The organism is SAR86 cluster bacterium, from assembly GCA_029268615.1.
Taxonomy (GTDB): domain Bacteria; phylum Pseudomonadota; class Gammaproteobacteria; order Magnimaribacterales; family Magnimaribacteraceae; genus JAQWNM01.
In genome coordinates, this window is sequence record JAQWNM010000015.1 from 14,459 (window position 1) to 31,983 (window position 17,525).

Annotated in this window: 20 protein-coding genes; 11 read left to right on the top strand and 9 right to left on the bottom strand. The window is 32.1% G+C overall.

The genetic code is table 11. From position 1 onward, the window contains the following. Positions 1-3: 3 nt before the first annotated feature. Entirely contained in the window at positions 4-1,164 is a 1,161-nt protein-coding gene (metK, locus tag P8J93_07655) for a methionine adenosyltransferase (protein MDG2061673.1), read from the bottom strand. A 162-nt stretch (positions 1,165-1,326) separates the two neighbouring features. Between metK and tkt the strand changes: the two genes are divergently transcribed. Genes tkt through dtd form a run of 4 tightly spaced genes read left to right on the top strand, consistent with a single transcriptional unit; the run spans position 1,327 to position 6,009 of the window. Then, positions 1,327-3,336: a transketolase gene (gene tkt, locus P8J93_07660; GenBank protein ID MDG2061674.1), complete on the top strand. Its 2,010-nt coding sequence runs from the start codon at positions 1,327-1,329 to the stop codon at positions 3,334-3,336. 14 nt (positions 3,337-3,350) lie between these two features. Next, positions 3,351-4,523: a phosphoglycerate kinase gene (locus P8J93_07665; protein ID MDG2061675.1), complete on the top strand. Its 1,173-nt coding sequence runs from the start codon at positions 3,351-3,353 to the stop codon at positions 4,521-4,523. Between the two features lie 27 nt (positions 4,524-4,550). Then, a complete protein-coding gene (locus P8J93_07670; GenBank protein MDG2061676.1) occupies positions 4,551-5,564 on the top strand; it encodes a fructose-bisphosphate aldolase class I in 1,014 nt (337 codons plus the stop codon). A 7-nt stretch (positions 5,565-5,571) separates the two neighbouring features. Continuing rightward, positions 5,572-6,009 (top strand): D-aminoacyl-tRNA deacylase, encoded by a 438-nt coding sequence (gene dtd, locus P8J93_07675; protein ID MDG2061677.1) that lies wholly within the window; start codon positions 5,572-5,574, stop codon positions 6,007-6,009. A 4-nt stretch (positions 6,010-6,013) separates the two neighbouring features. On the opposite strand, the gene tatC is transcribed toward dtd, so the two are convergent. The 7 genes from tatC to P8J93_07710 are packed head-to-tail and all read right to left on the bottom strand — an operon-like array spanning position 6,014 to position 10,630. Beyond that, positions 6,014-6,763: a twin-arginine translocase subunit TatC gene (tatC, locus tag P8J93_07680; protein ID MDG2061678.1), complete on the bottom strand. Its 750-nt coding sequence runs from the start codon at positions 6,761-6,763 to the stop codon at positions 6,014-6,016. After that, positions 6,735-7,010 carry a Sec-independent protein translocase protein TatB gene (gene tatB, locus P8J93_07685; GenBank protein ID MDG2061679.1) on the bottom strand — a complete coding sequence of 92 codons (276 nt, stop codon included), beginning with the start codon at positions 7,008-7,010 and terminating at the stop codon, positions 6,735-6,737. Before tatB ends, tatC begins: the two co-directional genes overlap by 29 nt. 3 nt (positions 7,011-7,013) lie before the next feature. Beyond that, positions 7,014-7,190 carry a twin-arginine translocase TatA/TatE family subunit gene (gene tatA / locus P8J93_07690; protein MDG2061680.1) on the bottom strand — a complete coding sequence of 59 codons (177 nt, stop codon included), beginning with the start codon at positions 7,188-7,190 and terminating at the stop codon, positions 7,014-7,016. 24 nt (positions 7,191-7,214) lie between these two features. Further along, positions 7,215-7,541: a phosphoribosyl-ATP diphosphatase gene (locus P8J93_07695; protein MDG2061681.1), complete on the bottom strand. Its 327-nt coding sequence runs from the start codon at positions 7,539-7,541 to the stop codon at positions 7,215-7,217. Between the two features lie 13 nt (positions 7,542-7,554). Continuing rightward, on the bottom strand, positions 7,555-9,123 hold the full coding sequence (locus P8J93_07700; protein ID MDG2061682.1) for an AarF/UbiB family protein: 1,569 nt from the start codon (positions 9,121-9,123) through the stop codon (positions 7,555-7,557). A 5-nt stretch (positions 9,124-9,128) separates the two neighbouring features. Next, the gene (locus tag P8J93_07705; GenBank protein ID MDG2061683.1) at positions 9,129-9,887 is read right to left on the bottom strand and encodes a class I SAM-dependent methyltransferase; all 759 of its coding nucleotides are present in this window, start codon (positions 9,885-9,887) and stop codon (positions 9,129-9,131) included. Further along, a complete protein-coding gene (locus P8J93_07710; protein MDG2061684.1) occupies positions 9,887-10,630 on the bottom strand; it encodes a DUF6279 family lipoprotein in 744 nt (247 codons plus the stop codon). Before P8J93_07710 ends, P8J93_07705 begins: the two co-directional genes overlap by 1 nt. A gap of 144 nt (positions 10,631-10,774) precedes the next feature. On the opposite strand from P8J93_07710, the gene orn reads away from it, so the two are divergent. Beyond that, entirely contained in the window at positions 10,775-11,335 is a 561-nt protein-coding gene (gene orn, locus P8J93_07715; protein ID MDG2061685.1) for an oligoribonuclease, read from the top strand. Positions 11,336-11,338: 3 nt separating this feature from the next. Here the strand turns inward: orn and P8J93_07720 are convergent, their stop codons facing one another. Further along, positions 11,339-11,671 carry a DUF1820 family protein gene (locus P8J93_07720; GenBank protein ID MDG2061686.1) on the bottom strand — a complete coding sequence of 111 codons (333 nt, stop codon included), beginning with the start codon at positions 11,669-11,671 and terminating at the stop codon, positions 11,339-11,341. Between the two features lie 36 nt (positions 11,672-11,707). Between P8J93_07720 and miaB the strand changes: the two genes are divergently transcribed. Genes miaB through P8J93_07750 form a run of 6 tightly spaced genes read left to right on the top strand, consistent with a single transcriptional unit; the run spans position 11,708 to position 17,514 of the window. Beyond that, a complete protein-coding gene (miaB, locus tag P8J93_07725; GenBank protein MDG2061687.1) occupies positions 11,708-13,033 on the top strand; it encodes a tRNA (N6-isopentenyl adenosine(37)-C2)-methylthiotransferase MiaB in 1,326 nt (441 codons plus the stop codon). 4 nt (positions 13,034-13,037) lie between these two features. Further along, the gene (locus tag P8J93_07730; GenBank protein MDG2061688.1) at positions 13,038-14,000 is read left to right on the top strand and encodes a PhoH family protein; all 963 of its coding nucleotides are present in this window, start codon (positions 13,038-13,040) and stop codon (positions 13,998-14,000) included. Positions 14,001-14,014: 14 nt separating this feature from the next. After that, the gene (gene ybeY, locus P8J93_07735; GenBank protein ID MDG2061689.1) at positions 14,015-14,467 is read left to right on the top strand and encodes an rRNA maturation RNase YbeY; all 453 of its coding nucleotides are present in this window, start codon (positions 14,015-14,017) and stop codon (positions 14,465-14,467) included. 18 nt (positions 14,468-14,485) lie between these two features. Further along, positions 14,486-15,355 carry a transporter associated domain-containing protein gene (locus tag P8J93_07740; GenBank protein ID MDG2061690.1) on the top strand — a complete coding sequence of 290 codons (870 nt, stop codon included), beginning with the start codon at positions 14,486-14,488 and terminating at the stop codon, positions 15,353-15,355. Between the two features lie 36 nt (positions 15,356-15,391). Beyond that, the gene (gene lnt / locus P8J93_07745; GenBank protein MDG2061691.1) at positions 15,392-16,882 is read left to right on the top strand and encodes an apolipoprotein N-acyltransferase; all 1,491 of its coding nucleotides are present in this window, start codon (positions 15,392-15,394) and stop codon (positions 16,880-16,882) included. A gap of 14 nt (positions 16,883-16,896) precedes the next feature. Next, positions 16,897-17,514 (top strand): L,D-transpeptidase, encoded by a 618-nt coding sequence (locus tag P8J93_07750; protein MDG2061692.1) that lies wholly within the window; start codon positions 16,897-16,899, stop codon positions 17,512-17,514. Positions 17,515-17,525: the final 11 nt, after the last annotated feature.

Here is a 17,525-nt window from a genome sequence, read left to right on the forward strand (position 1 = left end):
TTATTATGCGCTCCTTAACGCTTCTGCTTTGTCTGTTTTTTCCCAAGTAAAATCTATCTCATCTCTACCAAAGTGTCCGTAAGATGCTGTATTTAGGTAAATAGGTCTTTTTAAATCTAGCATAGCTATTAATTGTTTTGGTCTTAAATCAAAATTTTCATTTATTAAATCAGCTATCTTTTCTTCATCTATCTTAGCTGTTCCAAAAGTATTAACTGAAATAGAAGTAGGTTCAGCCACTCCTATAGCATAAGATACTTGTATTTCACACCTTTCAGCCAGCCCTGCAGAAACTATATTTTTTGCAACATATCTACCAGCATATGCAGCTGACCTATCAACTTTTGAAGGATCTTTGCCCGAAAAAGCTCCTCCCCCATGTCTTGCCATGCCTCCATACGTATCAACTATAATTTTCCTTCCGGTTAGTCCGCAATCTCCAACTGGACCTCCTATTTCAAATTTTCCTGTTGGATTGATGAGAAACTTTGTAGCTGCATTTAACCAATTTGCCGGGAGTATAGGCTTAATAATTTCTTCCCTTACAGCCTCTATAAGATCTTTTTGAGATACATCTGGATCATGTTGTGTTGAAAGAACAACAGCTGATATTGATTCAGGTTTGCCGTGTTTATCGTATACAAAACTAACTTGACTCTTGGCATCAGGTCTTAACCAACTTAGTTTATTTGATTTTCTTACTTTGGCTTGCTGTTTTACAAGTAGATGTGAATAAGTAATTGGTGCTGGCATTAAGACTTCTGTTTCGTTTGTGGCATAGCCAAACATAAGGCCCTGATCTCCAGCTCCTTGATCTTTATCTTCACCTTCTCCTTCATTAACACCTTGAGCTATGTCTTGAGATTGCTTACCTATTTTGTTAATAATCTCACAAGTATTGGCATCACAACCAAGTCTAGGGTCGTTGTAACCTATATCATTAATAACTTTCTTTACTAGGCTTTCAAGATCTGGATTAGATGATGAAGTAATCTCTCCAGCCAAAACTACAAGATTATCTTTAATTAAAGTTTCACAAGCAACCCTAGAGTCTTTGTCTCCTTCGAGCATAGCATCAAGTACGGCATCAGATATTTGATCTGCCATTTTATCCGGATGACCTTCTGAAACAGATTCAGATGTAAATATTTTATATTCAGACATAGTATTCCTTAAAAAATGAGCATTCTACACTCTAAAGCGTCCATTTATCCATATTTTCAGACATTAAATTAATTTTGAAGAAATATATTCAAGATATCTATACATGTATTTACTAATTAGAGACAATACATGTATTTCTAAATTAAAGGCATAAAGTAAAAAGTGGCAAATTCTATAAGAGACTCACAAAACAGAATATATCTTTCAAATGCACTAAGAGTTCTTGCGATGGATGCAGTTCAGCAAGCTAATTCAGGACATCCTGGCATGCCAATGGGCATGGCAGATATTGCAGAAGTTTTATGGAGAAAGCATTTAAAGCATAATCCTAAAAATCCAAAATGGCCAAATAGAGATAGATTTGTCTTATCTAATGGCCATGGATCAATGCTTTTGTATGGCTTACTTCACTTAACTGGATATGATTTATCTATAAATGAATTAAAGAACTTTAGGCAATTGGGCTCTAAAACACCAGGACATCCAGAATTTGGTGTTACAGATGGAGTTGAAACAACTACAGGTCCTTTAGGTCAGGGCATAGCCAATGCAGTAGGTATGGCTATTTCTGAAAAAATTTTAGCTAATAGGTTTAATAAATCGGGCTATCCAGTAATTGATCATTTCACCTATGTATTTACTGGAGATGGATGTTTAATGGAAGGAATCTCTCATGAAGCTTGTTCTTTAGCAGGTACTTTAGGCCTAGGTAAATTAATAGTTTTATATGATGATAATGGTATTTCAATAGATGGTCCTGTGGAAGGTTGGTTTACAGAAGATATTCCTGCAAGATTTAAGTCCTATGGATGGGAAGTTTTATCTGATATTGATGGTCACGATTCTTCAGCAATTGATTCAGCAATTGAAATAGCAAAATCTGAATTATCAAAGCCAACCATTATTTGTTGTAAAACGATAATTGGGAAAGGTTCTCCAAATAAGGAAGGCACAGCATCAACTCACGGAGCAGCTTTTGGAAAAGAAGAAATTCAGAATATCAGGGAAAATTTAGATTGGAAATTACCCCCTTTTGAAATTCCTGATTCTATTTATTCAGAATGGGATTTTAAAGACCAAGGTTTAAATCTAGAGGGAACTTGGAAAGATCTATTTCAAGATTATAGTGATTCATTTCCTGAATTAGCATCTGAGTTTTTGAGGTGTACGTCTCTCAAGGAACCTGAGGGATTAGATTTAGCTTTAGAAGATTTTATTTCTGAAATCCAGGAAGAAAAACCTGAAATTGCCACTAGAAAATCTTCTGAAAGAGTTATAAATATATTAGGACCTTACATGCCTGAGTTAATCGGGGGTTCAGCGGATTTAACTGGCTCTAATAATACAAATTGGTCTGGTAGTATTCCAATAACTAGAGACAATTTTAATGGAAACTATATAAATTATGGAGTAAGAGAGTTTGCTATGACGGGCATTATGAATGGAATGGTTCTGCATGGAGGGACAAGGCCGTATGGAGGAACTTTTCTAACTTTTTTAGATTATGCTCGAAATGCTGTAAGAATGGCAGCTTTAATGCAAATTCCCACGATTTTAATCTATTCGCATGATTCTATTTTTGTTGGTGAAGATGGTCCTACCCACCAACCCATAGAACATTTAACGAGCTTGAGAACTACGCCGGATATAGAAACCTGGAGACCTTGCGATACTGTAGAAACTGTTTTTGCTTGGAAAGCTGCAATAAAAAATATATCTAATCCCACAGCTTTAATCTTATCAAGACAAAATTTACCTACTATTGACAGAACTAGAGAACAAACTCAACTAATAGAGAGAGGAGGTTATATTGTTTATGAGTCTTCAAAAAATCCTGATCTAATCTTAATTTCCACAGGTTCTGAACTTTCAATAACTATAGAAGCTGCTAAGGAAATAGAAAATAAAACACCTGTTAGAGTAGTTTCTATACCCTGTACTGAAAGATTCGATATTCAGGATGTAGACTACAAAGAATCAGTTTTAGGAAAGGGTATAAAGAGAGTTGCTATTGAAGCTTCTTATGAAGATTGGTGGAGAAAATATGTAGGGCTAGAAGGACTAATCATAGGCATGAAGTCTTTTGGAGAATCGGCTCCAGGGAATAATCTAGCAAAGCATTTTGGCTTTACTAAAGAGCAGATTGCTGATTTTTTATTACAGAATATATAAATTAATAATCTTCTATGCAATATCTAGATGAATTTAATCTTGAGAATAAAAATATACTCTTACGTTTAGACTTAAATACACCTATTCAGGAGGGAAGGATTTCCAATGATGAAAGGATTATTCGCTCTATGAAAACAATAAGATATATTTTAGATAATAAAGGGAGATTAAAAATATTAAGTCATTTAGGGCGACCTTTAGAAAATGGAATAATCCAAAAGGAGTTTAGTTTGGAACCCGTAGCTAAAAGACTAGGAGAATTATTAAATAGAGAAATCAAACTAATAAATTCACTCGATGATAATTTTACCCCCCTACCCGGAGAGGTAGTTTTAATAGAAAATATAAGATTCTGTTTAGGAGAAAAGTCTAATGACGAAACTCTTTCTTCAAAACTAGCCAAAATGTGCGATATTTTTATTATGGATGCATTTGCTACATCCCATAGAGCTCATGCTTCTACAACAGGAGTCATATCTAAAGCAGATGAAGCCTGCGGAGGTTTTTTGCTTAAAGAAGAATTATTCTCGCTGAATCAATTACATCAAAATAATAATCATCCTTCTATAGCAATCTTGGGAGGATCTAAGATTTCTACAAAATTAGATTTGATAAACTCCCTTGCTAATAAAATGGATCATATAATCTTAGGAGGTGGAATAGCAAATACCTGCTTGGCTGCTCAAGGCTATGAGATAGGTAAATCTTTATTTGAAGAAGACATGATTGTCCAGGCTAGAGAGCTTTCAGATAAAGAAAATGTTCTTTTACCTTCAAAGGTTATAGTTTCTGATTCCGTTGAAGGTAAAGGAAGAGTTTCTGATATTGGCTCTATACAAGCTAATGAAGCTATATTTGATATAGCTCCTGAAAGTTTTGCGGATTTAAATGTAATTTTTGACAAAGCTAAGGTCATACTTTGGAATGGTCCTGTAGGTTTATTTGAATTTGAAGAATTTATATCCGGAACAAAGGCAATAACAGATTTGATAGTTAAATCTGAAGGATATTCAGTTGGGGGTGGCGGTGATACAATTGCTGCGGCAGAAAAATTAGGAGTTTTGAGTTCTTTAGATTACATATCCACAGCAGGAGGAGCATTTTTAGAGTATATGGAAGGGAAGAGATTACCAGCTATTGAAGCTCTAGAGGCAAAAGCTCTTGTGTCAACTAGCAATCAAGCTTAGGATAATTTCAAATTTTAGGAGAAGAATATGGCATTAAATACTTTAGAAGAAATTGCCTCATATATAGTGGCAGATGGAAAAGGTATTCTTGCTGCGGATGAAAGCAATCCAACTTGCGGCAAAAGATTTGACTCTATTGGAGTTGAGTCTACTGAAGAAAATAGAAGAACATACAGGGAATTATTATTTAGCTCTGAGGGCATGAAAGGTAATATCGGTGGTGTAATACTATTTGATGAAACAATCAAACAAAATACAAAAAATGGAATATCCCTCGTTGAACTTATAGTTAACCAAGGGGCGCTTCCAGGAATCAAGGTAGATAAAGGTTTGCAGCCTATTGAAGGATATGAAGATGAGACAATTACGGTAGGGTTAGAAGGGCTTAATGAAAGGCTAGAAGCCTACTATAATCTTGGTGCTAAATTTACTAAATGGAGAGCTGTTATAAGAATTGGAGAAAATATTCCTTCACAAATAGCAATAGATAAAAATATGGAAGCTTTAGCAGATTATGCAAAGCTAGTTCAAAAAAATAATATGGTACCAATGGTAGAGCCAGAAGTTCTTATGGATGGAGATCATGGGATTGAAGATTGTTTTGAAGTTACTAGTAGATCTTTAGAATCTCTATTTGCTTATTTAAAAGAAAAAGATGTAGACCTAAAGGGAGTTATTTTAAAACCAAATATGGTTACTTCAGGTTCTGAAAGAAAAAACAAGGCTAGCATTAAAGATGTTGCAGAGCTTACTCTTAAATGTTTAAAAAAATCTGTTCCTGATGAGTTACCAGGAGTAACATTTTTATCAGGTGGGCAGTCTGATATTAATGCAACAGCGCACCTAGACGCCATGAATAAGATAGGCGGTTTTGATTGGAAGTTAAGTTTTTCTTATGGAAGGGCTTTGCAGCAACCTGCTCTCAAAATATGGCAAGGAAAAGAAGAAAATATTGTAGAGGCACAGAAGGCTTTATCTCACAGAGCATTAATGAATAAAAGAGCCTCTTTAGGAGAATGGGATATTAATTTAGAGAGTTAACTGTAAATTGAAATTACTTGCACAGCGAGTATTAGGAGCTTCTATCAAGATAGAAGATAATTTAATAGTTAGTATTGATCAAGGGGTTTTAGTTTTTGTGGCCATTGAAAAGAAAGATAATATAGAATCCTGCAATAAAGCTTCTAATAAACTACTAAGTTATAATATATTTTCAGATCTTCATGGAAGAATATCAAAGAATATTATTGAAGTAGATGGAGAAATACTTCTTATACCTCAAGTAACTCTTGCAATGAATACAAAAAAAGGGATAAAACCAAGTTTTTCTGAGGCCGCAGACCCTCAAAAGGGGCTTCATTTATTTAATACATTCTTTGATTTACTTTTATCTGAATTTAAGAACGTAAAATCAGGTGTTTTTGGCGCTGATATGCAGGTGAATTTGATAAATGACGGCCCTGTAACCTTTCTCTTTGAGATTTAAATAATTAATTAGATTCTTTTTTTCCAAAGACTCTACTGAATAAAAGCCCAAGTTCAAATAAAAGCCATACTGGGATTGCTAAAAGGGTTTGTGAAATTACATCTGGAGGAGTTAATAACATGCCTAACACAAAACATCCTATCACCACATAGGGTCTTTTTTGAGCTAAAGCATCAGGAGAGGTAATGCCAGCCCAAGTTAATAAAAAGATTAGAATAGGAATTTCAAAAGATACAGAAAAAGCAAAGAACATGGTCAGAACAAAATCTAAATATCTTTGTATGTCAGTCATTACGGCAATACCTAAAGGTGCAGCACTAGTGAAGAAGCCAAACACTAATGGAAAAACTAGGTAATATGCAAATAGTATTCCAGAATAAAAAAGTATAATGCTTGAAATTAATAGACCATAAGCAAGCCGTTTTTCGTCTTTATACATTCCTGGAGAAATAAAGCTCCATATTTGAAAAAGGATATATGGCATAGATATTAATAGAGATACAAAAAAAGTTAATTTAATGGGAGTAAGGAAGGGAGAAGCTACTTCTGTAGCAATCATAGATGTATTAGGCAGGAAAGCTTGTAAAGGTTTTGAAGCAAATTCATATATTTCATTAGAAAAATAAATTAAAGCTATAAAGCAAACTAAAATAAATAAACCTGCTTTTATTATTCTAGATCTTAGTTCTTGAAGATGATCCGAAAAAGTTTGTTCATTTGAATTTTTATCCATCCTTTTTTTGATTTTGATCATCTAGGTTTTGCATTTCGTCTTTAAAGTTATTTATTTCTTTAAGAGTATCTTGATTATATATATCTTGTTTTATTTCCTGTAGCCCTATTGTCTTTTCAACCTCAGCTTTTCCTTTGTCAAAAACATTTTTAATCCATCTCATAAATTTGATGCTATTTCTAGCTACTTCAGGAAATCTTTCAGGGCCAACAACAACTAGAAATAGAGAAGAGACGATTAGGAGTTCAAAGAAACCGATATCAAACATTAATTACTTATTTTCTTCTTTATCTTCTTCTTTATCTTCGTCTTTAAGAGCTTTTCTAAAGTTCTTTATGGAGTTGCCTAGATCACTACCTATGCCTTTTAATCTTTTTGGACCAAAAATTAGTAAAATTATCACTAATACAATTAATATTTGCCAAATGCTTATTCCGCTGAATCCCATAATTTTTTCTCCAATATTATCTTATTATCTATTTTTCTTTTCTTCTAAGCCAGAAATGCCCATTCTAGACTTTAATTCTAAAAGCATCTGATGAGATTTAATATCTTCAAAGTTTAAGAGTACTAAAATATGAAATAATAAATCAGCTGCTTCATGAATTATTTGATCTTTCCGTTTCTTATTTCCACTTGCCGCTTCAATTAGTTCTTTTGCCTCTTCTAATATCTTTTCAGATATTTTATTGATGCCCCCTTCAAATAGACTAGCTGTATAAGATACTGTGCCGTTAGAGTTTTTTCTATTATCAATTACCGCATCCAATTCTTCTAAAATTGTTTTTTCTATTCTCATAAGGAGATTGTAACTAGATGTTGTTAAGACTCCAAAGGAGAATTCCAGTTACCAATATATAAAAAAGAACATGTTTTTTATTGTTATTCTTAATTTCTTTTATTAATTTTTTATTTCTTGATTCACTTTGAGTATTGTATTCTTCAAGTCTTCCTATTTGAGATATTGCCTTTTCTGCCATAGATGGAAGTTTCTTGGATTTCTCAATCCATTCAAAAGCATTTTCTTTGACCCATGTATCTAGATTTAAGGGATTATAACGCTCTTGTATCCATTCCTTTAAGAAGGATTTTGCGATTTTCCAAAAGTCCAACTCAGGATAGAGTTGTTTTCCTAAACCTTCAACATTTATTAAAGTTTTTTGAAGCAACATTAGACTAGAAGGTAAGCTTAGATTGAATTTCTCGGTTGACTGAAAAAGAAACATCAGAAGTTTTCCAAAGTTTATTTTTTCTATCGGTTGGTCAAATATTGGTTCGCATGCAGCTTGAATAGTTCTCTCCAACTCAACTTTTCTTGTATCAGAATTAACCCAGCTAGCTTCAATCATTATTTCAGCAATTTCTGAAAAATTTCTATTAAATAACGCAAGTAGTATTTTCCCTATTTGAAATAGCTCTTCTTCAGTAAGAGATCCAATTATGGCGTAGTCTACAGCTATGTAACTTGGTTCATCTGGATTATCAACATTTACAAATATATTTCCCGGATGCATGTCCGCATGAAAGAAATTATCTACGAAGACTTGCTTTAGAAATATCTCAACCCCTCTTTCTGATAGCAGCTTCAAGTCAACATCTAACTCTTTAAGAGATGTTATATCTGATATTGCTATGCCTTTTATTTTTTCCATTACTAAGAGATTTTTAGAAGTTAAATCAACGTAAACTTTAGGTACATAAAGCAAAGAGTTATTATCAAAATTTCTTCGTGTTTGCGATATATTTGAAGCTTCTATCCTCATATCCAATTCGGCATTAATTACATAATCATATTCATCTATTAATGCAGTTAAGTTTAGCCTTTTAGTTTTTTTAAAAATTTTTTCTATTATTCTTCCAATTGCTTTTAATAACGATATATCTCGTTTTATAATTTTTTCAATTCCTGGCCGAACAACTTTAATGGCAACTAGCTCGGGGTCTTCATTTTTTATCCTTAAAGAAGCTTCATATACTTGAGCAATGGACGCAGCGGCTATTGGCTCCTCAGAAAATCTCTCAAATAAACTATCTATCGAAGCATTAAGCCCTTCTTCTATAACTTGTTTAGCTCGATGTAAGTCAAATGGATTAAGGTTAGCTTGTAATCTTTTGAGCCCTTCATGTATCTTAGGTTCTAAAACGTCAGGTCTAGTAGAAAGAAGTTGACCAAATTTTATAAATACTGGACCACCCTTTTCAAGACCTCTAGCTAGCCTTTCTCCATGATCTCCCTTAGGTTTAATAAGTTGATAAGGCGAGAAGAGTAAAATATATTTAAGTAAAGTTGGGTATAAAGATTTTTCCTTTAAAAGTAGATCAATCCTAGATTTCAGGAGCAAGTGAATAAGAAAAAGAAGTCTAAAAAAATTTCCAATCATAATGTCTATTCTTTGAATCCTCTATGAATGGCAACTATTCCATTAAAAAGGTTTTCATAACTACAATTAGTGAAACCAGTTTCCTCAAATAGTGTTTTCAATTCATCCTGATCAGGGTGCATCCTAATTGATTCTGCAAGGTATCTATAACTTTCTGAGCTTTTAGTTATTAGATTTCCGATAATAGGCATTACTTCAAAGGAATATAAATCATAGAGTTCTTTAAAGACCTCGTTTTGAGGTTTTGAGAATTCCAGCACCATAAGACTCCCTTTGGGTTTTAGAGAATTATAAATTGACTCGAGAGCTATTTCTTTTTCAGCAAAGTTTCTTAAACCAAATGCAACAGTCACTAAATCAAAACTATCATCATTAAAAGGTAAATATTGTGCATTTATTTGAGCATAGGAAACATTATTTATTCCTGAATCAAGGAGTCTATTTCTGCCCTCAAGTAGCATTTTTTTATTAAAATCAGATAAAATCAGTTGTCCTCCTTCTCCTATCTTTGACGAGATCAGTTTCGTTATATCACCAGTCCCTCCAGCTATGTCTAGAACTTTAAAATCTTCTCTTATTGAGGATAGCTCAACTGCTAATCTCTTCCAAAGTCTGTGAGCTCCAAAAGATAATAAATCATTCATGAGGTCATAATATTCAGATACATTATCAAATACTTCATTTACAAGTTTAGGCTTTTCTTCTGTATCAACCTCAATAAAACCAAAGTTAGATTTATTATTCGTTTTTTTCTTTTTCACCATTAGGTTAAGTCATTTATTAATTCTATATAGTAGTCAATTTTCTTTTCAAAACGTGAGTATTGCTTTTTATCCAATGATTGCATAATTTTTAGACAAGAAGATAGAAAAATTTGTTTATTTCTTTCATAAAAAGTATTTTCTTCCTCCCTGTTAATATTGATATGTTCCAATAGTTCATTATTAAATGATGACTTATCTCGGTTTTTAAGTATCTTAAGAAGCTTTAAATTCCATTCCTCCTGGCTTTCTAGATAAATCTCTCTGTTATCTTCAAGGTCATCTAGCTCTTTATATAAGATTTCTTTTTGAGAAGCATTGAGTCTAATAGCCAATCTTTTGAATCCATCTATGGTATTTTCTTTAGTTTCATTGAGATATTCCTCCTTAGAGAGATCTAAAAATTCTTCTTTATTCTTTTTATTTATTTCCTGGAAGTGCGAATAAATACTTTGAACTTGTATATCGCTTAATCCAGATGCCAGCTCAATAAAATTTGGTTGAAAGAAATTATTCACTTCAATGAAGTTCGAATAAATTTTCTCATATAAGAGTTCAAGTGACTTAATGTCTCTATATGTTTCTATTTTTTTTAATTCACCTAAGAGCTGTCTATACACAGGAAGTTCAAATTTTTTATGCCAGTATAAGAATTCTTTAGTTGTATTTTTGACAAAAGTTTTTTGCGTTTCAGAGAATTCAGCATATTCAAAAAAGTAACTATTTAAATATTTATCTAGGTTCATGTACCATAAATTTCCTATCAAGGAACATGAAGATATAAGAAAAAAAAACAGTAGCCCTAATAAATTTTTTTTTAAAGACAGTGAATTTTCTCTAACTATATACATCATCCTTCATTATACTGCTTGTTTTATTGTAAGGATAAGATGTTAACAAATGAAAAATATCCAGCTTTAGTTTGGCTGGACTTAGAAATGACAGGATTAGACCCTGAATCTGAAAGAATTATAGAGATTGCTACTGTCGTAACTAATTCTGATCTGAACCAATTGATAGAAGGGCCTAATTTAGTAATCAATCAACCAGAAGAATTTATAGAGGGTATGGATGCTTGGAATGTAGACCAACATGGAAACTCAGGATTGATCGATAAAGTAAGAATAAGCAAGATGTCAATTGAAGAAGCAGAACAATTAACTCTTCAATTCCTTAAGCAGTACACCGAAGCAGGTAAGTCTCCTTTATGCGGAAATTCTATATCCCATGACAGAAAGTTTTTATCTTTGTACATGCCTGAACTTGAAAATTTTTTCCATTATAGAAATGTAGACGTAAGTTCTATAAAGGAAGTTGCAAAACGTTGGTTCCCTAATTCCTTAGAAAGTTTTAGAAAAGAAGGAGGACATCGTGCAATGGTTGATGTGTTAGAGTCAATTGAAGAGCTGAAATACTATAAAAGAAGTCTTTTTAAGGACTTAAGCAAATAGTAATTAATCCTTTTTCTTGAAGCCTCCATCTAAAATATTAGGAATAGATGTTACTTTATCCCCTTTATGTTCAGTGATTTTTGGATTACCTTTCTCATCAACTTCATCTATTCGGATAATTGAACCTATTGGTATATAGCTTCTTTTGACTCCTTTGAATTCGCTTTTTAGTTTTTCTTCACTAGGATCAACGAGGATTTTTGAGTTTTGATCAAAAAGATATTCTTCTATCTCAATAAAGCCATAAAGGTCACTTTGAAAGATAGATTGGGCATATAGTTCATATATTTCTCCAAGTTGAATTAAGAGAATTTTGTAGATTCCTTTTTTAGCCATTACAATCATCACCCATATTATTTATATTTATTATATATGGGCAAAAAACTATTCATCAAGACCCACGGGTGTCAAATGAACGAATATGATTCTAATCGTATGAAAGACCTTTTGCATAATAGTCATGAGTTCAAAATAACCCATAATGAAGAAGAGGCAGATTTAATTTTATTAAATACTTGTTCTATAAGGGAGAAAGCTCAAGAAAAGGTTTTTCATCAATTGGGAAGGTGGAAAAGGCTAAAAAAGAAAAATAAGGATCTCAAAATTGGTGTGGGAGGTTGCGTTGCTAGTCAAGAAGGTTCAGCAATAAAGAAAAGAGCTCCTTATGTAGATATCATTTTTGGACCTCAAACAATTCATAAAGTCCCAGAATTGTATGATGCTTCTAAAAAAAATAATAAAACTTCAATAGATATCTCATTTCCAAAAACAGAGAAATTTGATGTCCTACCTCAGCCAAATGAAGAAGGGCCTTCATCTATGGTGTCTATTATGGAAGGTTGTAATAAATACTGTTCTTTCTGTGTCGTCCCTCATACCCGTGGTAACGAGATAAGCAGAGATATAGAAGGTATTTTGGATGAAGTGCATCACTTCGTTAAAAAGGGTACAACTGAGATAATTTATTTAGGACAGAATGTAAATGCTTATAGAGATAGTTCATCTAAAGTCAAGGGAGAAGGCTTGGCAAATCTTATTAGAGAAACAGCAAAAATTGATGCTGTGACTAGAATTAGATATACGACCTCTCATCCTTTTGAATTTGGGGATGATCTAATTGAGGTATATAGAGAAGAGCCAAAATTAGTTAGTCATATTCATTTACCAGTGCAGAGTGGATCAAATAATATACTTAAGGCAATGAGAAGGCGGCACACTAGGGAGCAATATCTAAATTTGATAGATAAGATTCATGCTACTAGGGATAATATTTCAATATCTTCAGACTTTATAGTAGGTTTTCCGGGCGAAACAGATAAGGACTTTAATCAAACCCTGGATTTAGTAACTTCAATAGGCTTTGATGAATCTTATAGCTTTATGTACAGTGAAAGACCTAATACTAAGGCAATAGAAATGAATGATTCTGTGCCCTTAGAAGTCAAAAAAGAGAGATTAGAACTCCTACAGAGTGCCTTAAAGAGGCAAGCCCAAGATATAAGCCGAAAGATGTTAGGTAAAATTGAGAACTGCCTTGTGCTCGGGAGTTCAAAAAAGGACCCTGGTGAGTTTCAAGCTAGAACTGAGAATAACAGAGTGGTGAATTTTCCTGATGAGGGCAAAGAGATTTTTGGGAAAATAATCCCTTTAAAAATTATAGAGGTTTTGCCAAATTGCTTGAGAGGAATAGCTGTCTAATGATATGGAAAATTTAAAATTTCAATTAGAACCAGAAGATCATCAAAGAATTCAGAATCTGTGCGGACCGACAAATCTTTTCTTAAAGCAAATAGAAAAAACTTTAGAGATAAAGATTAGTAATAGAGGATTTAATTTTAAGCTGTCCGGTAAAGAAGGTAATCTAGATATAGGAAAAAAGGTATTGCTTGATTTATATGAACATTTATCTTCTTCAAATGAATTAACGCAATTGGATGTGCACTTACATCTTGCAGAGGCTTTAAATTCTCCTGATATAGATGTTATGCAAGATCAAAATCAAAAGAAAATCCATTTAGTTACCCCTAAATTAGTAGTTATACCCAAAGGTGATATACAAAAGAAATATGTTCAAACTATTAAGACCAGAGATATAACTTTTGGAATTGGGCCTGCTGGAACAGGTAAAACATTTCTTGCTATAGCGGCCGCTGTAGAGCAGTTGATAAGTGGTCAAGTGCAAAGAATCATGCTGGTAAGACCAGCTGTGGAAGCGGGAGAAAAATTAGGATTTCTTCCTGGAGATTTATCTCAAAAGATTGATCCTTATTTGAGGCCACTGTATGACGCATTATTTGAGATGTTAGGTTTTGCCGAAGTTAGTCAGATGATAGATCAAAATATTATTGAAGCGTTGCCATTAGCTTTTATGAGAGGAAGAACATTAGATAATTCATTTATAATTTTGGATGAAAGCCAAAATGCAACTAAAGAACAGATGAAAATGTTTTTAACTAGGTTTGGTTTTGGGTCTAAATCAGTGATTACAGGTGATATAACACAAATTGATCTACCTTCTTCGTCTCAATCAGGCTTGATCCATGCTCAAGAAGTGCTTAAAGATTTAGGAAAAGAAATTGGTTTTATTAATTTTACAGAAAGAGATGTAGTAAGGCATGGGCTTGTAAAAAAAATAGTCCAAGCTTACGAGAATGATAATTTTTAGTCGTAATACTTTTCATGGATATCACATTTCAAAATCATAATAAACAGCTGCCTTTAACTAAAAAACAAATAAAGAATTGTATACAACTCTTATTTACCGAAATAGGAAATAAAGATTTTAATAAAATTAACATGTCCATAGCTTTCTTATCAGATAAGGATATTAGGGCTCTGAATTTAAAATATAGAGAGGTAGATAAAAGCACTAACATTCTTGCATTTCCAGATTTATCCCCTATAGATTTCAACTCTAATTCTTACCTAGGAGATTTAGCAATTTGTTTGTCAGTTGTCCAGAAAGAGGCTAATATTAGGTCTTTAAAATTATCTAATCATCTATTTCATATTATTATTCACGGCACTCTACATTTATTAGGTTATGATCATAATAATGAAATTAAAGCTGGTATTATGGAAAACATAGAAATTTCTATATTAGAAAAGTTAAAAATTACTAATCCTTATTAAGAAATAATAGAAGACTAAATGAAAGAAGAGCCTCCAAGTATAAACGCCAAGCCCTATGGGCTTGGTTTCATGAAACGTTTTTTTAGAATTACTAAAAGCTTTTATCAGAAGTTTTCTTACAAACCTAAAGATAAGGTTTCCTTTTTAGTTCACCTTAAAGATATTTCTTCTAATGGTGTTATAGAGAAAGGCACTCTAAGAATGCTAGAAGGAGCTTTAAAGGTAAGCACTTCTAAAGTCAGAGATATTATGATTCCAAAGACTCAAATGATAATGGTTGACTCAAAGGAGTCTTTAAAAGATTTTTATGAAAGAATAATAGAATCTGGCCATTCTAGATACCCAATTTTTGATTCCGATATAAACAAAATAATAGGAATTTTACTTGCGAAGGATTTGTTATCAGAGTCCTTGTTAGGAAAGACTGAGACTTCGGATTTTTCAAAAGTAATGAGGCCAGTAGTATTAATTCCCGAAAGCAAGAAGCTGAATACTCTTTTAGATGAATTTAGGATGAATAGGAACCACATGGCTATAGTTATTGATGAGTATGGTGAAGTGACAGGATTGGTTACTATTGAGGATGTATTAGAAGAGATCGTGGGCGAAATTGAAGATGAAACTGACGATCAATTGAATAAAATGATAGAAAGGAATAAAGATGGAAGTTATTTAGTTTCAGCTCTTACTCCCATAGAAGATTTTAATCTTGAATTTAACTCAAATCTTCTGAAGGAAGACTTTGATACTTTGGGTGGTATATTGAGTCATCATTTTGGAAAGATACCTAAAAAGAATGATAGTATTTCAATAGAATCATTACAATTTTTTATAGAATCAACTGAAAAAAGAAGAATTAAGAAAGTAAGAGTTATAAAGTTATCTTAATTTTATTTAAGAAGTTTTTAGTTATTAAATAAAATAATGAAGACTAAATATTTACTTTCAATAATTTCAGGCTCCCTATTCTCTTTGAGCTTTGCACCATTTAATGTATGGCCCCTATTAATTTTTTCTCTTGTTTTATATATCTATTTATTAAATGGATTAACTTATAAACAAAGTTTTAGGGTTGGATATTTATATGGATTAGGTATTTGGAGCGTAGGTATTTCCTGGGTGTATGTGAGTATTCACTATCATGGAAACATAAATATTTATTACTCTATAATTATTACCTTACTTTTTATAGTCCTCTTATCCTTTTATTCTGCTTTGCAGGCAATCATTTATAAATATTTTAATTTTAATAGATTATCAGGCCCTCTTCTTTCATTTTCTTTGTCGTGGGTTTTATTAGAACTAATTAGAGAATCTTTATTTACAGGATTTCCTTGGTTGATTGCAGGTACCTCTATTGCAGGTTCATTAATAGATGGCTGGATACCAATTATAGGCGCAATTGGCATGTCAATTTTAATATCAGTCCTTTCAGGATCAATATATATTTTAATTACACAGTTAAATAATAGAAAATTAGTAACTTTTGCAGTTATTACTATCTTAGTTATAGTCACCCCCGGTTATTTATTGAAAGATATAAATTGGACTCAAAAAAAAGATCAAATAACTATTTCAGTAATTCAGCCTAATTTAACTTTAAAAGAGAAATGGAGTTTATCAGGCATACAAAAAACTAGAAGAATATTTGAAAAAGCTATAAAACAAGCAGACAACAAAGAACTAATTATCTTTCCTGAAACAGCATTAATTCTTAATGAAAGTAAGCAGATAAATTGGTTAAATTCTATGGATAAGTCTGCTCGACTAAAAGAAGTAGGTATCATTACTGGCATTATAGAAAGAAAGGAAACTGATCTTAATTCTGAAGATTCATTAATTTATAACAGAATAAAGGGATTTGGAGATGCACAAGGTTCATATAACAAAATAAAATTAGTCCCTTTTGGAGAATTCATCCCTTTCAATAGATTTAGCGGAAATTTACTAGATCTTATTGGATTAAAACTTACAAATACCATCCCAGGTCAAGATTATAGTTCTATAATATTCAAGGATAATAATATCTCACCTTCAATATGCTATGAAGTAGCTTTTAGTAATTTAATTAGAAAATCATCTTTAAATAGCAACTTATTAGTAACAATTAGCAATGATACTTGGTTTGGAGGTTCTATTGGACCAGACCAGCATTTGGAGATAGCCCAAAATAGAGCAATAGAACATCAAAAACCTTTAATAAGGTCTACAAACAGTGGCATAAGTTCTATAATTGATAAAAATGGTAATTTTTTACTAAAACAAGGAAATTTTGAAGATAAATCTATGAAAGCCACAATTAGCAGCTATCAAGGATTAACTCCTTTCGTTAAATATGGGTACTTATTTACTTATATATACTTAATATTAGGTTATTTATGGTTATTTTTTAAAAAAGTAACAAAAGTATCATAATTAATATTTAAAAAATGAACTTATTAAAAAAACTACATATATTGCCAATTATATTCTTTTTAGCTTCTTGTAATGTAACAAATGTTGATTATTTAATTAGTGATCAGCAAAAAATCTTATATTCTATAAAAGAAATAGATGATACATTCTTAAAAAAAGATATTATTTTTATTGATATTACTTCTCAATCACTATATTTTTTAAAAAAGGGACAGGTTTTTAAAAAATACACTATTTCCTCTTCTAAGTATGGTACAGGTAGTAGTGAGGGGAGCTTAAAAACGCCTTTAGGTATTCATTCTATTAAACAAAAAATAGGAAAAGATCTTCCTTTAGGAGCAATTCTAAAGGGAAGGGTCTGGAATGGGGATATAGCTCAAATTATTTCTGAACCTATTGATACTAATTTTGATCATGTAACTTCTAGAGTTTTATGGCTAGAGGGTTTAGAAAATGGTTTAAACAGAGGAAAAGGGATAGACTCTTACAACAGATTTATATATATTCACGGCACAGCAGAAGAAGGATTGATAGGAAGTCCTGCTTCAGATGGCTGCATTAGGATGTATAACGATGATGTTGTAGATTTGTACAATCTATCTGAAATTGATATGCCTGTTTTAATTTTTTAATATAGGAGCTA

Bases quoted from the DNA above. Each gene is read 5' to 3' on its own strand.
- P8J93_07720 (MDG2061686.1), bottom strand. From the start codon at position 11,671: ATGGCTAAAAAAGGAATCTACAAAATTCTCTTAATTCAACTTGGAGAA.
- miaB (MDG2061687.1), top strand. From the start codon at position 11,708: ATGGGCAAAAAACTATTCATCAAGACCCACGGGTGTCAAATGAACGAA.
- P8J93_07705 (MDG2061683.1), bottom strand. From the start codon at position 9,887: ATGGTGAAAAAGAAAAAAACGAATAATAAATCTAACTTTGGTTTTATT.
- tatB (MDG2061679.1), bottom strand. From the start codon at position 7,010: ATGTTTGATATCGGTTTCTTTGAACTCCTAATCGTCTCTTCTCTATTT.
- P8J93_07670 (MDG2061676.1), top strand. From the start codon at position 4,551: ATGGCATTAAATACTTTAGAAGAAATTGCCTCATATATAGTGGCAGAT.
- orn (MDG2061685.1), top strand. From the start codon at position 10,775: ATGTTAACAAATGAAAAATATCCAGCTTTAGTTTGGCTGGACTTAGAA.
- P8J93_07700 (MDG2061682.1), bottom strand. From the start codon at position 9,123: ATGATTGGAAATTTTTTTAGACTTCTTTTTCTTATTCACTTGCTCCTG.
- P8J93_07665 (MDG2061675.1), top strand. From the start codon at position 3,351: ATGCAATATCTAGATGAATTTAATCTTGAGAATAAAAATATACTCTTA.
- P8J93_07730 (MDG2061688.1), top strand. From the start codon at position 13,038: ATGGAAAATTTAAAATTTCAATTAGAACCAGAAGATCATCAAAGAATT.
- P8J93_07750 (MDG2061692.1), top strand. From the start codon at position 16,897: ATGAACTTATTAAAAAAACTACATATATTGCCAATTATATTCTTTTTA.
- P8J93_07695 (MDG2061681.1), bottom strand. From the start codon at position 7,541: ATGAGAATAGAAAAAACAATTTTAGAAGAATTGGATGCGGTAATTGAT.
- tatC (MDG2061678.1), bottom strand. From the start codon at position 6,763: ATGATCAAAATCAAAAAAAGGATGGATAAAAATTCAAATGAACAAACT.
- ybeY (MDG2061689.1), top strand. From the start codon at position 14,015: ATGGATATCACATTTCAAAATCATAATAAACAGCTGCCTTTAACTAAA.
- lnt (MDG2061691.1), top strand. From the start codon at position 15,392: ATGAAGACTAAATATTTACTTTCAATAATTTCAGGCTCCCTATTCTCT.
- tatA (MDG2061680.1), bottom strand. From the start codon at position 7,190: ATGGGATTCAGCGGAATAAGCATTTGGCAAATATTAATTGTATTAGTG.
- P8J93_07710 (MDG2061684.1), bottom strand. From the start codon at position 10,630: ATGAACCTAGATAAATATTTAAATAGTTACTTTTTTGAATATGCTGAA.
- P8J93_07740 (MDG2061690.1), top strand. From the start codon at position 14,486: ATGAAAGAAGAGCCTCCAAGTATAAACGCCAAGCCCTATGGGCTTGGT.
- metK (MDG2061673.1), bottom strand. From the start codon at position 1,164: ATGTCTGAATATAAAATATTTACATCTGAATCTGTTTCAGAAGGTCAT.